Origin of the sequence: Citrobacter meridianamericanus (assembly GCF_041320245.1) — a bacterium.
Lineage (GTDB): Bacteria > Pseudomonadota > Gammaproteobacteria > Enterobacterales > Enterobacteriaceae > Citrobacter > Citrobacter meridianamericanus.
In genome coordinates this window covers 4,163,944-4,178,293 of record NZ_CP101036.1, presented here as the reverse complement: position 1 = coordinate 4,178,293, position 14,350 = coordinate 4,163,944, and the positions used below count along the sequence as shown (strand labels likewise).

Annotated in this window: 13 protein-coding genes; 4 read left to right on the top strand and 9 right to left on the bottom strand. The window is 52.0% G+C overall.

Translation table 11 applies throughout. The features are described from left to right. Positions 1–11 precede the first annotated feature (11 nt). The 6 genes from hyaB to puuD all read right to left on the bottom strand — a co-directional run bounded on the left by hyaB (position 12) and on the right by puuD (position 7,394). Positions 12–1,805, bottom strand: coding sequence for a Ni/Fe-hydrogenase large subunit (gene hyaB, locus NMD08_RS20420; RefSeq protein ID WP_286540318.1), 1,794 nt, complete (start codon positions 1,803–1,805; stop codon positions 12–14). Then, positions 1,802–2,929: a hydrogenase 1 small subunit gene (gene hyaA, locus NMD08_RS20415; protein ID WP_370618906.1), complete on the bottom strand. Its 1,128-nt coding sequence runs from the start codon at positions 2,927–2,929 to the stop codon at positions 1,802–1,804. The genes hyaB and hyaA overlap by 4 nt, the downstream gene beginning before the upstream one ends. A gap of 209 nt (positions 2,930–3,138) precedes the next feature. Next, positions 3,139–4,419, bottom strand: a complete 1,281-nt coding sequence (locus NMD08_RS20410; RefSeq protein ID WP_151224813.1) for an FAD-binding oxidoreductase — start codon at positions 4,417–4,419, stop codon at positions 3,139–3,141. Between the two features lie 2 nt (positions 4,420–4,421). Beyond that, complete coding sequence (gene puuC / locus NMD08_RS20405; protein WP_151218539.1) at positions 4,422–5,909, bottom strand: aldehyde dehydrogenase PuuC; 1,488 nt, start codon at positions 5,907–5,909, stop codon at positions 4,422–4,424. A gap of 137 nt (positions 5,910–6,046) precedes the next feature. After that, on the bottom strand, positions 6,047–6,604 hold the full coding sequence (puuR, locus tag NMD08_RS20400; RefSeq protein ID WP_006685847.1) for an HTH-type transcriptional regulator PuuR: 558 nt from the start codon (positions 6,602–6,604) through the stop codon (positions 6,047–6,049). 25 nt (positions 6,605–6,629) lie between these two features. Further along, entirely contained in the window at positions 6,630–7,394 is a 765-nt protein-coding gene (gene puuD / locus NMD08_RS20395) for a gamma-glutamyl-gamma-aminobutyrate hydrolase (protein ID WP_151218540.1), read from the bottom strand. 211 nt (positions 7,395–7,605) lie between these two features. Between puuD and NMD08_RS20390 the strand changes: the two genes are divergently transcribed. The 4 genes from NMD08_RS20390 to NMD08_RS20375 all read left to right on the top strand — a co-directional run bounded on the left by NMD08_RS20390 (position 7,606) and on the right by NMD08_RS20375 (position 12,320). Beyond that, the gene (locus NMD08_RS20390) at positions 7,606–9,024 is read left to right on the top strand and encodes a glutamine synthetase family protein (protein ID WP_151218541.1); all 1,419 of its coding nucleotides are present in this window, start codon (positions 7,606–7,608) and stop codon (positions 9,022–9,024) included. Positions 9,025–9,367: 343 nt separating this feature from the next. Continuing rightward, on the top strand, positions 9,368–10,756 hold the full coding sequence (locus NMD08_RS20385; protein ID WP_151224814.1) for an APC family permease: 1,389 nt from the start codon (positions 9,368–9,370) through the stop codon (positions 10,754–10,756). A gap of 168 nt (positions 10,757–10,924) precedes the next feature. Then, positions 10,925–11,515 (top strand): YiiX/YebB-like N1pC/P60 family cysteine hydrolase, encoded by a 591-nt coding sequence (locus NMD08_RS20380; protein ID WP_370618904.1) that lies wholly within the window; start codon positions 10,925–10,927, stop codon positions 11,513–11,515. 241 nt (positions 11,516–11,756) lie between these two features. Beyond that, entirely contained in the window at positions 11,757–12,320 is a 564-nt protein-coding gene (locus NMD08_RS20375) for a DJ-1/PfpI family protein (RefSeq protein ID WP_370618902.1), read from the top strand. A 48-nt stretch (positions 12,321–12,368) separates the two neighbouring features. On the opposite strand, the gene NMD08_RS20370 is transcribed toward NMD08_RS20375, so the two are convergent. From NMD08_RS20370 to NMD08_RS20360, 3 genes are all read right to left on the bottom strand, one after another. Then, positions 12,369–13,115 (bottom strand): cyclopropane-fatty-acyl-phospholipid synthase family protein, encoded by a 747-nt coding sequence (locus tag NMD08_RS20370; RefSeq protein WP_187259331.1) that lies wholly within the window; start codon positions 13,113–13,115, stop codon positions 12,369–12,371. A 10-nt stretch (positions 13,116–13,125) separates the two neighbouring features. Beyond that, positions 13,126–13,383, bottom strand: a complete 258-nt coding sequence (locus tag NMD08_RS20365) for a YjhX family toxin (RefSeq protein WP_003021255.1) — start codon at positions 13,381–13,383, stop codon at positions 13,126–13,128. Positions 13,384–13,498: 115 nt separating this feature from the next. Next, the gene (locus NMD08_RS20360) at positions 13,499–13,735 is read right to left on the bottom strand and encodes a hypothetical protein (protein ID WP_151218546.1); all 237 of its coding nucleotides are present in this window, start codon (positions 13,733–13,735) and stop codon (positions 13,499–13,501) included. Positions 13,736–14,350 lie beyond the last annotated feature (615 nt).

The following is a 14,350-nucleotide window of genomic DNA, read 5'->3' as shown; positions in this document are numbered from 1 at the left end:
TTCCTCAGCGATTAGCGAACCTGGACGGCGATGAGTTCGCTGCCGTCGTCGCCGAGCACGTGTGTTGAACATGCCAGGCAGGGGTCGAAGCTGTGCAAAGTGCGCAGGATCTCTAATGGCTGATCGGGAATCGCCATTTGAGTACCCATCAATGCCGCCTCGTAAGCGCCAATTTGTCCTTTTGGATCGCGTGGGCTGGCATTCCAGGTGGTCGGCACCACGCACTGATAGAGATCGATTTTCCCGTCGCGAATCGATGCCCAGTGACCTAACGCGCCGCGCGGTGCTTCGGTAAAACCGATCCCGCGGCACTGCTGCGGCCAGCTCTCTGGCTCCCATTTTTCGGTGTTTGCGGTTGCCAGATTTCCGTTTTTCAGGTTAGTCATCAGCTTGTCGAAGAAATATTGCAGTTTGCTCACGGCCCACTGGGCTTCGTGTGCGCGACACAGAATACGCCCCAGCGTTGACTGCATACCTGACAGCGGCAGCTTGAGGGCAGACATCATGCGATCGACGGATTCAATCGTGGCGGCATCCCCTTTGTGATAGGCAATCAGCGTGCGCGCCAGTGGGCCAACTTCCATGGCATGTCCGCGCCAGCGCGGAGCTTTAATCCACGAATAGCGTTCCTGTTCGTTGAGCTGCTGAATATCAATATCGCTGCCTTTGACATCACCCGGGTTATACCAGGGTTCAGTGATCCCTTCGAACGGGTGACGGCCTAATTGATCGTCCGGATAACGGTACCAGGCATGATCGACAAACTCCTGAATTTGCTGTTGATCGGCCAGATCCACTGGCAGCACGTTTTTAAAATCACCGTTAATCACCGCACCGCCCGGCATTAGCAGACTCTTTTGGCTGAAGTCGTTAGCGATATCCGGGAACGCGCCATAGCTCAAAACGCACTTATCAGAAAGCCCGGTGCCAATCTGGCTCCAGGACTTATTGAACTGGCCAATAGCCAGCGCGTCCGGAACCATGACGTTGTTGATGAAGTCGGCGGTGCGGGTGATTATCGACTGCACCAGGTTCAGGCGTTCCATATCAACCGCACCTACCGCGCCGCGCTGATCGATATTAATCGCGCACGGCATACCGCCGACAATCCAGTTAGGATGCGGGTTCTTACCGCCGAACACCGTATGGATTTTTATGATCTCGCGCTGAAAATCGAGTGCCTCCAGATAATGGGCAAAACCCATCAGGTTAGCCTCAGGCGACAGTTTGTACTGCGGGTGACCCCAATAACCGTTGCGGAAAATCCCCAACTGACCGCCGTCGACAAATTTCTTCAGGCGATTTTGGACGTCAAAGAAGTAGCCTGGGGAGGACTTTGGCCAGGCGGAAAGGCTTTGGGCAAGTTGTGATGTGGCGCGCGGGTCTGCTTTCAGGGCATTCAGAACGTCAATCCAGTCCATTCCGGCTAACTGGTAAAAGTGTACCAGGTGATCGTGGCACCAGAGTGTGGCCAGCATAATATTGCGAATGATGTTGGCGTTGTCGGGTACCTTGATGCCAATAGCATCTTCAATGGCATACACCGATGCCAGGGCATGTACGCCGGTGCATACTCCGCAAATACGTTCGACAAACGCCCAGGCGTCACGTGGGTCGCGCCCCTGCAGAATGATTTCCAGTCCGCGGAACATGGTGCCGCAGGAAACCGCGTTGGTGATGATGTTCTGCTCATCAATGTTCACTTCACAACGCATGTGTCCTTCAATGCGGGTTATTGGGTCCACAACCAGACGGCGACCCGCATTGTTTAACGTGTATCCCTGGGTTTGATACGAATTGCTCATGCCTGGTTATCCTCTTTGTCCGGCTGCGGTTGTTCGGCTTCAGTTAATTGCTGTTTGTGGCGGTTATGTTGATTGACGGCGCTGGCAACCGCATGGACGCCGACGCTGGCCGCCACCACGCCGAGCGCGGTGAGGCCCACTGTGTCGGCGGTTGAATGGGTGCCCATCTGTGGAATATCGACCACGCGGCTGTAGAACGAACCGCGATCCCAGAAGCCGTTCTCCGAACACCCCAGACAACCGTGACCGGACTGGATGGGGAAAGAAACACCGCCATTCCAGCGGGTAGTGGAGCAGGCGTTATAGGTGGTTGGCCCTTTGCAGCCCATTTTGTACAGGCAATAGCCTTTGCGGGCAGCGTCATCGTCCCAACTTTCAACGAACTCTCCAGCGTCAAAGTGGGCGCGGCGATAACATTTGTCGTGAATACGCTGACCGTAGAACATCAGCGGACGCCCCAGACGGTCGAGTTCAGGCAGTCTGTCAAACGTCACCATGTAGGTGATTATGGCGCTCATGACGTCCGGAATCGGCGGGCAGCCGGGCACTTTCACGATCGGCTTATCGGTAATCACTTTATCGATCGGAGTGGCCTGGGTTGGGTTAGGCCTCGCAGCCTGCACGCAGCCCCAGGAGGCGCAGGTGCCCCAGGCGATGATCGCGCTGGCTCCGGCGGCGGCTCTTTTCAGTTTTTCAATAAACGGTCGCCCGCCGCTAATGCAGAACATCCCTTGTTCTCCCAGAGGAGGATTACCTTCGACTGCCAGAATGTATCGGCCGTGGTAGCGGCTTAGAATGTCTTCAAAAACCTCTTCGGCCTGTGTTCCGGCGGCTGCCATCAGGGTGTCGTCGTAATCAAGGGAAATCAGAGAGAGGATGACGTCTTTGGCGAGTGGGTGAGAGGAGCGGATAAATGATTCGGTACAGCAGGTGCATTCCAGACCGTGGATCCAGACGACCGGGATCCGGGGTTTGTTTTCCAGCGCCCAGGCGATTCTGGGCGTCATTCCGGCTCCCAACCCTAGCGATGTTGCCGCGAGACTACAATATTTAAGAAAACTGCGTCTGCTCACGCCCTTGCGGCGCATCGTCTGATAAAAGGTCTCCTCGTTATTCGTATTCATAACACGCGTTTCTTCCCCCGTTGAGTTCTGGCGTACGCCGCCAGCGATAATCTAAAAAAGCCTATCCGATTAGCGGGGAGAAACAATGCAAAGAATGTGGTTATGTCCTATTGCGATATTTTCGTGCCTGTTATCTGTTTTTCGCTTTTTGGCAATAAAAAAACGCACAGGGGGGACCACCCTGTGCGTCGGGTTTATCGCGGAAGAACTTAAACCCCAAGGCGATCGCGTAAGCTGTAATATGCCGCTCCCATGGCGGTAAACGGAATGCGCAGGCTGCGGCCTCCCGGGAACGGGTAGTGCGGCAGTTTGGCGAACGCGTCAAAACGCTCGGCATCCCCGCGCAGTAGTTCGGAAATCAGGCGTCCGGCCAGGTGAGTACAGGTCACGCCGTGGCCGCTGTAGCCCTGCATATAGTAAATGTTGCTATCAAGACGACCGAACTGCGGCATGCGCGACAGGGTTAACAGAAAATTACCGGTCCAGCGGTAATCAATCTTTACCCCCTGCAATTGCGGGAAGGTCTTCAGCAGTTTCGGCATCACCAGACGCTCAATATCGTCCGGATCGCGGGCGCCGTAGACTACGCCACCGCCGTACAGCAGGCGGTTATCGCCGGTCAGACGGTAGTAATCCAGCAGGTAGTTACAATCTTCCACACAGTAGTTTTTCGGGATCAGCGAGCGCGCCATCTCCGCCGACAGCGGTTCGGTGGTTAACACCTGCGTGCCGCATGGCATGCTGCTTTTTGCCAGCGCAGGTTCCAGTTTGTCGCCGAGGTAGGCGTTGCCCGCGACAATCACAAAACGTGCCGTAACCTGACCTTTTTCGGTGCTAACTACCGCCGGGGTGGTGTGCTGAATACGCGTCACAGGCGATTGTTCGAAGACGCGCCCACCGTTCAGACGAATGGCGTTAGCCTCGCCAATCGCCAGGTTGAGCGGATGAATATGACCACCGCTGTGGTCGAGCAGTGCCCCGACATAACGATCGCTGCTGACTTCGCGGCGAATTTCGCTGCTGTCTAACAGTTCAAGCTGCGTATTGCCGTAGCGTTCCCAGTTCGATTTCTGCTCCTCCAGCGTTTCCATCTGCTTGTGGTTCAGAGCCACAAACAGCCCGCCAGGACGATAGTCGCAGTCGATCTGATAACGTTTGATACGTTCGCGAATGATATTGCCGCCTTCAAACATCATACTGCCAAGCATTTTAGCGGCGTCCGGGCCGTAGGTGCGTTCAATGACGTCGATATCGCGACTGTAGGAGTTTACCAACTGGCCGCCGTTGCGCCCGCTGGCCCCGAAGCCAATTCGTGCGGATTCCAGTAGCACTACGTCGTAACCCATCTCTGATAAATGTAGGGCAGAGGAGAGTCCGGTATAACCGCCGCCGACGACGCAAACATCACAGCTCACCGATTCGCTAAGGGTAGGAAACGGTTCGTACTGATTGGCGCTTGCGGCGTAATAACTGCTGGTATGTTCAGTCATGATTAAGACTCCAGGGAGATCCAGATGGTTTTTAATTCGCTAAATTTTTCCAGCGCATGCAGGGATTTATCGCGTCCGTTACCGCTTTGTTTATAGCCGCCGAATGGCACGGTCATATCACCGTCGTTATAGTTGTTCACGAAAACGGAACCGGCCTTCAGGCGGCGACTCATGCGGTGCGCGCGCGACAAATCACGGGTCCAGACTGCGGCGCCCAGACCGTAGTCACTGTCGTTGGCCAGCGCCAGAGCTTCGGCTTCACTGCTAAAACGGGTGATGACCAGTACCGGCCCGAAGATCTCATCGCGACTGACGTGGGCTTGCGGCGCGGTGTCGACAAAAATAGTCGGGCCGATGGCCGCCGGGTGTACGTGGCTGCGGCCATCCAGCGCCAGCGTGCCTTGCGCTTCACCGTCGCGAATAAAACTGTGTACGGTGTCGGCATGCGTGTTGTCGATAAGCGTGCCCATCGTGGTTTCCGGATCCAGCGGGTTGCCCGGCTGCCAGTTTTTCGCCTGTTCTTTTAAAAGCGCGATGAACTCGTCGGCAATACTCTCTTCCAGCAGCAGACGCGTACCGGCAATACAAACCTGGCCCTGGTTATAGAAAATACCTGCCGCGGCATTGGCGGCGGCTTTCGGCAGATCCGGGCAGTCAGCGAACACGATGTTGGCGCTTTTACCGCCGGCTTCCAGCCAGACGCGTTTCATATTGCTGTCGCCAGCGTCCTTGAGTAGTTGTTTGCCGGTGCGAGTCGATCCGGTAAAAGTGATCACATCGACATCCGGGTGCTGAGACAGCGCCTGGCCTGCTTCATGACCGTATCCGCTCACAACGCTGAGCACGCCATCGGGCAAACCTGCTTTTTTAGCCAGTGCGGCCAGGCGAATCGCGGTCAGCGGTGATTTCTCCGAAGGCTTGAGGATCACGCTGTTGCCCGCAGCCAATGCCGGACCTAGCTTCCAGCAGGCCAGCAGCAGGGGAAAATTCCACGGCACGATAGCCGCAATTACACCCACCGGCTCGCGCACAATCAGCGCCAGATCGTTTACCGAGGTGGTGGCTACTTCGCCATAGACTTTATCTATCGCTTCGGCGTACCAACGGATGGCGCGCGCTGCGCCTGGAATATCATCACGCAGGCTATGGCGGATAGGTTTACCGGTGTCGAGTGTTTCCAGTAGCGCCAGCTCCTCGTGATGCTGCTCCATTAAATCCGCGAGCGTGTGCAGTACTGCTTTGCGCTCTGCGGGTGATGCTTGCGACCAGTCCCCACGTTCAAAGACGCTGCGGGCTGCGGTGACCGCGCGGTCTACATCCGCTTTTTTGCCGCGGGCGACTTTCGCCAGTGGGCGCTGTCCTGCTGGATCCAGCGTAATAAAGGTTTCGTTATCGGCGGCCGCGCAATATTCGCCGTTAATAAATAAACGGGTTTCTGGCGAATAATGGCTGGCTTTCTCACGCCAATATTTAAGATTCTGAAAGTTCATAGCTACTCCTTTTATATCAATAAGATAAAGTTCGTTGCTGATCTATTCAGGCAAAATCAGGCTGCACGATGCCCCAGGGATGTACCCTGTTAATGCGCGTTATTTAAGAAGGCCTGAGAAACTCAGGCCGGTACTAATTAGAATGTGGTGGGAGTGTGGGCACTGATGATGCGGCAGATCCCTGCCGAGGTGTTGCTGAAGCTATGGGGTATGCCGGTGTTAATGGCATAACTTTGTCCTGCAACAAGATGATACGTTTGACCGTTGATGGTCAGTATCACTTCACCTTCCAGTATTGTGCCAATCTCTTCACCCTGATGTTTAATTCTCTCCCCGGTTGTCGTGCCTGGCTGATAGGTCTCAAACATCATTGCCAGCGTACGATTCGGATTGCCGTTGTGTACCAGCTTCATGGATACTCCCTGACTTCCGATCTCAATCAAATCCTCCTGATTGATAACCACCTGCGGTTCGTCAGGCTTTTCCGGTTCCGCGAAGAACTCGGAGAGCGACAGCCCATAGACTTTCAATAGCTTTTGCAGCGTACTGATGGCAGGACTAACTTTATCCTGCTCTATGGTGCTGATGGCGCTATGCGTTAACCCAGACAGTTCGGCGGCACGACGCTGCGAAAGACCCAATTGCTGGCGGATCTCTGACAAACGTTTACCCGGCGCCAGGCCGTCATCGCTCATAATTGCATTTCCTTAACTGTAGTAGTCAGAGTCGCTGTTTTTCAGCGAGGTGGTTCTGACAAGCGGTGATAAAACCTTCAAGTAACATACGCGACAGGGCGTATTCGCTACTGTTCCATTCCGGGTGCCACTGCACGCCGAGCGCGAAAGGATGGTCTTGAACGCTGGCTGCTTCCACTAATCCGTCCTGCGAGCGTGCTTCCACGCGCAACTGCGGGCCAAGGGTTTTTGCACCCTGACCATGCAAGGAGTTAACCCAAAACGTGCTGCAACCTGGTATTAGCTGAGATAGCAATCCTCCCTGTTGAACCTGAACTTCATGAGATGGCGCATATTGCTGCTCCACCGGGAGTTCCGCATCTTCACGATGTTCCAGAAACTGTGAGTGATCGCACAGGCGACGATACAGAGTCCCGCCAGTGGCGACAACTAATTCCTGTAAGCCCCGGCAGATGGCGAAAATGGGAATGCGCCTTTCGAGCCCGGCGGTAATTAGCGCCATGCTCAGAAGATCACGCCCGGGATCGGCGTCAGACTCATCGCCATTTTCACCATAGAGGTGCGGCTGCACGTTGCTTGGGCTTCCAGGCAGGAAGATACCATCCAGTTTTGGTAACAGTGCGTTCAGTAATTCGGGTTCCGCGAGTGCATGAGGCAGCGCTATCGGTAATCCACCGGCATGTAATACCGCATTCAGGTACTTTTCTTGCAGAGTCTGGGTCTCATGACCCTTAAGCCTGTTTCTACACATCACTACACCAATAACTGGCTTGTCAAATATATTGCCCATGATCGACCTCACGTTTTGGAATAAATTATTGCCAAACGGTTCCATGTTGTGCCATTCCGTTCATTATTTTCTCAATCTAGCAGTGGAATAACCTTCTAGCAAACTTAATTTAACATTTGACAAACAATTTATTTGCATCCAGAGTCGAAGGGTGGACATTATATTTAACAGTCAAATCACAGAACAGCTTACAGGCCAACGGCGGTGAATCATGGAAACCAATATCGTAGAAGTTGAGAATTTTGTGCAGCATTCTGAAGAGAGACGAAGTAGCGCGTTTGCGCGTGAGGTTAAGCAGTATCTGGAACGCTATCCCAATACGCAGTATGTGGATGTGCTGTTAACCGATCTTAATGGGTGTTTTCGCGGTAAGCGCCTTCCGGTTGCGGGATTACATAAGTTAGAGAAAGGCTGCTATTTTCCGGCATCCGTTTTCGCGATGGATATTCTCGGCAATGTGGTCGAAGAGGCGGGATTAGGTCAGGAGCTTGGCGAGCCGGATCGGACCTGTGTACCGGTACCAGGCACATTAACCCCTTCGGCTGCCGATCCGGAATTTATTGCGCAGATGATGCTGACGATGCTGGATGAAGATGGCGCTCCCTTTGACGTTGAGCCGCGGAACGTTCTGAACCGACTCTGGCAGAAACTTCGCCAGCGCGGTCTGTTCCCCGTCGTAGCGGTAGAGCTGGAGTTCTATTTACTCGATCGTAAGCGCGATCCTGAAGGTTATCTGCAGCCGCCGTGCGCGCCGGGTACGGACGATCGTAATACTCAAAGCCAGGTTTACTCCGTTGATAACCTGAACCACTTTGCAGATGTCCTGAACGATATTGATGAACTGGCCCGTTTACAATTGATCCCGGCTGACGGTGCAGTGGCTGAAGCCTCTCCCGGGCAGTTTGAAATCAACCTCTACCATACCGATAACGTGCTCGACGCCTGCGACGATGCGCTGGCACTGAAACGCCTGGTACGGCTGGTGGCGGAGAAACACAAGATGCATGCCACGTTTATGGCAAAACCTTATGAGGAGCATGCAGGGAGCGGGATGCATATCCACATCAGCATTATGAATAATAAAGGCGAGAACGTACTGGCCGATGCGAATGGCGATGATTCTGCGTTACTTAAGCGTGCGCTTGCCGGGATGATTGATCTGATGCCCGCGTCAATGGCGCTGTTGGCGCCGAATGTGAACTCTTATCGCCGCTTCCAGCCGGGGATGTATGTTCCAACCCAGGCTTCCTGGGGGCATAACAATCGTACGGTGGCGCTGCGCATTCCTTGCGGCGATCGTGATAACCATCGGGTTGAATATCGCGTGGCGGGGGCGGATGCCAATCCGTATCTGGTAATGTCGACCATTCTGGCCGGGATCCTTCACGGTCTGGATAACGATCTGCCGTTGCAGGAAGAGGTGGAAGGTAACGGCCTGGAACAGGAAGGGTTACCGTTTCCTATCCGTCAGAGCGATGCGCTGTGGGAGTTTATGCAAAACGATCGTTTGCGCGAATTACTTGGTGAACGTTTTAGCCACGTATACCACGCCTGTAAAAACGATGAGCTGATCCAGTTTGAACGCCTGATTACCGACACGGAAATTGAGTGGATGTTGAAAAACGCCTGACTACCCTGCAGGCCATTTAAAAAGAAGTCGCATCATGCGGGCTGAGCGGAGCCAGCCCGTCAAAATTGCAGGACTACCTGCCATTTCCCGGATGTCGCGTAATGGAGCGCGGGCGACAACGGGTCTTCAGATAACCGACAGAGTTTGTGACGAGGAAATGTGATGATGCCAATGTTTAAAAACCCGCCCCGCGTGAGCATCCATGGCTCCCGCAGTAATTACGGACCACTTTTGTACCGTATGACATTAACATCTTATTTTTGGCGGTTCGCCCCGACACGACCCCGATCTGCTGTACCCACGTTTCGAACGCAGATCTGGGCGCGTAGCGGGGAGGAAAGCTATGTCGACTAATTCTTCTGCCGATCTCGCAGCCCAGCCAGGCAAAGCACAGCTGCGCAAATCTCTCAAGCTGTGGCAGGTGGTGGTGATGGGGCTGGCTTACCTCACGCCGATGACGGTGTTTGATACCTTTGGCATTGTTTCAGGTATCAGTAATGGTCATGTTCCGGCGTCCTACCTGCTGGCTCTGGCGGGTGTACTGTTTACCGCCATCAGTTACGGCAAGCTGGTACGCCAGTTTCCACAAGCCGGTTCGGCTTACACCTATGCGCAAAAAGCGATCAACCCGCATGTGGGGTTTATGGTTGGCTGGTCGTCACTGCTTGATTATCTTTTCCTGCCGATGATTAACGTTCTGCTGGCGAAAATTTACCTTTCCGCGCTGTTCCCGGGGGTTGCTCCATGGATTTGGGTGGTGGTGTTCGTGGCGATCCTCACCGCGGCAAATTTGAAAAGCGTTAATTTGGTGGCGAACTTTAATGCACTGTTTGTACTGGTGCAGGTCGCGATAATAGTGGTATTCATTTTCCTTGTGGTGCAGGGGCTGCATAAAGGCGAAGGGGTCGGCACCGTCTGGTCGCTGCAACCGTTTGTCAGTCAGAATGCGCATCTGATCCCGATTATTACCGGGGCGACCATCGTCTGCTTTTCGTTTCTCGGTTTTGATGCGGTGACGACGCTTTCAGAAGAGACGCCAGATGCCGCACGTACTATCCCGAAAGCCATTTTTCTCACCGCGCTGTACGGCGGACTGATCTTCATTGCCGCCTCGTTCTTTATGCAGTTGTTCTTCCCGGACATTAGTCGATTTAAAGATCCGGATGCAGCGCTGCCGGAGATTGCCTTGTACGTCGGCGGCAAACTGTTCCAGTCTATTTTTCTGTGTACCACCTTTGTGAATACGCTGGCATCCGGTCTGGCGTCGCATGCCAGCGTTTCGCGTCTACTGTACGTGATGGGCCGCGATAATGTCTTTCCGGAGAAGTACTTCGGTTATGTCCATCCGAAATGGCGCACGCCTGCGCTGAACGTCATTATGGTCGGGATTGTGGCACTCTCGGCGCTGTTTTTTGACCTGGTGACCGCCACGGCATTGATTAACTTTGGCGCGCTGGTGGCCTTTACGTTCGTTAATCTTTCCGTGTTTAACCACTTCTGGCGTCGTGAAGGACGTAAGCATACCTGGCAGGAAAAGTTGCACTATCTGGTACTGCCGATGGTCGGCGCTGCTACCGTTGCCGTACTGTGGGTGAACCTGGAGGTGACATCGCTGACGCTTGGGCTGGTGTGGGCCGGGCTAGGGCTGATTTATCTCGCGTACCTGACCGGACGCTTTCGCAAACCGCCGCCGCAGTTTGACGCTGCGAAATCTGAGCGCGCCTGGGAGTGATAGAAATAACATTCAGCTAAATGTCCCTTCGGGCGTAAACCACAGGGCGTGCCGTCAGGGACGCCCTCAGCTGTAAAAAGAGTTCGGGCCTCGTAAATTCTTCGTAGAGAGATATGGCACCAGGTTGGATAAGCTTTTAATGCCACCCTTTTTCTCTTCGAGGTTCATATGCCAAAGCATATTGATTTAGCACAAGTCAAAGCGATGAAAGTGGTTAATTATGCCACGTTGCGTGAAACGCTAAAATCAGGTGACCTTTTTTTCGCCTCCGGAGACTACCTGGTATCAAAAGCAATTGAAAAGGTGACGGATTCGCCATGGAGCCATGTGGGGATTGTTTTTGTTTTACCGCAAATTGATCGCGTGTTGCTCCTGGAAAGCGTGGAAGATATGGGGGTACGACTCGCTCCATTATCAAAATATCTATCTGATTATGATGATATTGGAAAACCTTATAAAGGCCGGGTTGTTCTTGCTCGATATGATACGTTGGCTAAATCTGCCGTTGAGCAAATAGCCGCTTTTGGTCTTAATGAGCTAACCCGCCCATATGATAAAGAAGAAATAGCACGCATCCTTGCGAGGATCGCACTTGGGAAAGGAAAAGCGAAAAAGGACAGGGAGTACATTTGCTCTGAACTCGTCTACGCTTGCTTCAACAATGCCGGAGTTAACATTGCATATAATCCGAAAGGATTTATTAGCCCTGAGGATGTATGGCAGGATACTCATATTTCTTTGATAAATAGAATATTGTAAAGGCCGCCATTATTCAGAATAGTATCTAATAGTGGTGCAATCACGGCATCATTACAGAGATTAAAATGGGTTCAGCCGGCGGTGAATCATCACATGCCTATATCGGAGGGACAAGGATAACTACTTTCAGACGTCGGGTGACGGTGTTTTCTGCTGTATTTATTAATGCCGTGAGACGTGTGGGCTATAGTAAAGGAGGCCGTTATTTCTCATCATTAATAACCGGGAGTAGGGGATACGAATGAAGAAGATACTGATGCTGGTCGGGGATTATGTCGAAGATTATGAAACGATGGTGCCTTTTCAGGCGTTGCAAATGCTGGGCCATCGTGTTGATGCCGTCTGTCCGGATAAAAGTCAGGGTGATTACGTTCAAACTGCTATTCATGATTTTGATGGGGCGCAGACCTACAGTGAAAAGCCCGGGCATCGTTTCACGTTGAACGCGAATTTCTCTGACGCGCGGGCGGTAGATTACGACGCGCTGCTAATCCCCGGTGGGCGAGCACCAGAATATCTCCGACTCAATCCGGATGTCATTAAACTGGTGCAAGATTTCAATGCTGCTGATAAACCCATCGCTGCGGTTTGTCATGGACCTCAGCTGTTAGTTGCTGCGGGGGTGTTAGAAAATCGGACCTGTAGCGCCTATCCGGCTTGTGCGCCAGAAGTTCGTTTGAGCGGCGGACATTACGCAGATATTGGCATTGATCAGGCCCACGTTGATGGCAATCTGATTACCGCGCCTGCATGGCCAGCGCATCCGCAATGGCTGGCTAAATTTGTGGAAGTATTAATGAAGTAAGCGATGAGAAAGTCGGTATAACCCGTCCGGCTATACCGACTGCGCATATTACCTCTGCATGAGGGCGAACACGCCCCAACCAATGTATTCCCGGGTGAAGGCAACGTGGCGTTCTGGTGAACTTCTCAGTTGCTCTGTAACTTCTGGGGCAAATTCATCGTCCGGGTTTGCCTCCAGCCACCGGCGCATTGTCAGCCACTTTGCCGCCTCGTATCTGTCCCAACCTTCCTGGTCAGCCAGTACCATTTCAACCATGTCGTAACCGAGCAGGCCGAAAGACGAAACGAGTTCAGGCAGAGAAAGAAAATCAGTCATCGCAGTAGCGCCGCAGGCCTGGGCAATCTTCTCCGTTGCGGGGATCTGACGCCAGTACGGTTCGCCGATGAGCATGATCCCGCCTGGTTTGAGGCTCTGCTTCAATTGTTGGACCGTTCCGGCGACGCCACCGCCAATCCAGGTCGCGCCAATGCAGGCGGCGATATCAAATTTTTCTTCGGCAATATACCCCGTTGCATCGGCATGAATAAAACGCACGTGCTCAGTGACGCCCAACTCCCTGGAGCGCAGGGTAGCTTGCTCACTGAACAGCAGACTCATGTCGATACCCAAGCCGGAAATACCGTGATCGCGTGCCCAGGTGCACAACATCTCACCCGAACCGCTACCGAGATCCAGAATGCGGGTGCCCGGGGGCATCCGTAAAACCCGACCTAACGTAGCGTATTTCTGCGCGGTGAACGGGTTATGGATGCGATGTGCGCTTTCGCTGATAGTAAAAATCTTCGGGATATCCATTTCTCTCTCCTTAGCGATTATCCAGTTGGGCGCGAACGTTGTTCAGCCCGGTAGTATTGATACGGTAGGGCTGACCATTGACGGATTTGATCAGTTTTTTGGTTCTGAGCTTTTTGAATACGTCAAGGGTACAGTCGCAGAGCAGCAGCCCTTCGCGGCTATAGCATTCGACAGAAGTTACGCGGCCTGAGGCATCACGGACGTGAGCAATACGGCCCCCTTTGGCGAGAACGTGTAAAGTACGTTGTTCCTGACGGGATAAATTCATACTGGAAAACCTGTTTAATCATCATGTGCAAAACGTGCAAACACACAACGGTGTCCGCATTCGAATTCGGCGCATTGATAACCAGTCCGGCCTGAAAAGGTCGGGAAGCTGATTATCAGATGATTACATTCTCCAGCATCAAAGCCTCGGGTTGAGTTGAAAGGTATTTACCTGCTGAATCATACCAGCAAGGAACTTCAGGGGAAAACCCCTTTTGGAGTAAGTGTGATCTGTAACGAAAAATTGTATTTCTTTTATTTACTAACTTTTTAATTCTCGTTAAGTGAAAACGCATTGATTCATTAAAGTAATTTAATGTTCCATTATCACCAGTAACGTTATCGGTAGCCATGCAGCATTGTTGCTTTTATCCGTATTACATCATTGATTAGTTTGATTTAATCTTCTTGTTGGTTGTTTAAACACTTTGATAAATACTCCTGTATTATAATTGTAGCTTTAAATCAAATTTTCAATTTGATGGTTTTGGGAATTTTCTTAACGTGGCTAAGTGTGTATACTCGATCCTGCAAGAAGCTCTTCTGTTATCATTAAAACTATAAGTATGTCCTTGACACCCGTATTGCCTCTGCCCTGAATCTCTTCTCGGGGGAGAGGTTTTTTTTGCCTGGGTGTTATTTGGTTAATTACCATAAATAGAAACCTAAATATTAATGTTATTAATATTTAAGTTTTGTTTTCTTAATTATGACGATGCTGTTTTGTCGAAGTCTACGGCTGTATTGTAATCGTATTACTCTGAAGCTATTTCGTACTGAAATAGTATAAATGTAACTATGTTTGTATGGGTATTATATAGTTTTTCTTATAACTGCCTTTTTTTCAGTGCGATAGAAGTTTTTTGCTTTTGAGGTAATTGTGATTTTGTTCACGGATTTTAGTGTGCTAAGTGGCTATTTGTAGAGAGGTGCAAACGGTTGCATGTAGCTGATACAGTATTTGTTCA

What these genes read in the sequence shown, in the direction of transcription:
- hyaB (WP_286540318.1), bottom strand. Translation starts at nt 1,805, where the DNA reads ATGAGCAATTCGTATCAAACCCAGGGATACACGTTAAACAATGCGGGT.
- hyaA (WP_370618906.1), bottom strand. Translation starts at nt 2,929, where the DNA reads ATGAATACGAATAACGAGGAGACCTTTTATCAGACGATGCGCCGCAAG.
- NMD08_RS20410 (WP_151224813.1), bottom strand. Translation starts at nt 4,419, where the DNA reads ATGACTGAACATACCAGCAGTTATTACGCCGCAAGCGCCAATCAGTAC.
- puuC (WP_151218539.1), bottom strand. Translation starts at nt 5,909, where the DNA reads ATGAACTTTCAGAATCTTAAATATTGGCGTGAGAAAGCCAGCCATTAT.
- puuR (WP_006685847.1), bottom strand. Translation starts at nt 6,604, where the DNA reads ATGAGCGATGACGGCCTGGCGCCGGGTAAACGTTTGTCAGAGATCCGC.
- puuD (WP_151218540.1), bottom strand. Translation starts at nt 7,394, where the DNA reads ATGGGCAATATATTTGACAAGCCAGTTATTGGTGTAGTGATGTGTAGA.
- NMD08_RS20390 (WP_151218541.1), top strand. Translation starts at nt 7,606, where the DNA reads ATGGAAACCAATATCGTAGAAGTTGAGAATTTTGTGCAGCATTCTGAA.
- NMD08_RS20385 (WP_151224814.1), top strand. Translation starts at nt 9,368, where the DNA reads ATGTCGACTAATTCTTCTGCCGATCTCGCAGCCCAGCCAGGCAAAGCA.
- NMD08_RS20380 (WP_370618904.1), top strand. Translation starts at nt 10,925, where the DNA reads ATGCCAAAGCATATTGATTTAGCACAAGTCAAAGCGATGAAAGTGGTT.
- NMD08_RS20375 (WP_370618902.1), top strand. Translation starts at nt 11,757, where the DNA reads ATGAAGAAGATACTGATGCTGGTCGGGGATTATGTCGAAGATTATGAA.
- NMD08_RS20370 (WP_187259331.1), bottom strand. Translation starts at nt 13,115, where the DNA reads ATGGATATCCCGAAGATTTTTACTATCAGCGAAAGCGCACATCGCATC.
- NMD08_RS20365 (WP_003021255.1), bottom strand. Translation starts at nt 13,383, where the DNA reads ATGAATTTATCCCGTCAGGAACAACGTACTTTACACGTTCTCGCCAAA.
- NMD08_RS20360 (WP_151218546.1), bottom strand. Translation starts at nt 13,735, where the DNA reads ATGGCTACCGATAACGTTACTGGTGATAATGGAACATTAAATTACTTT.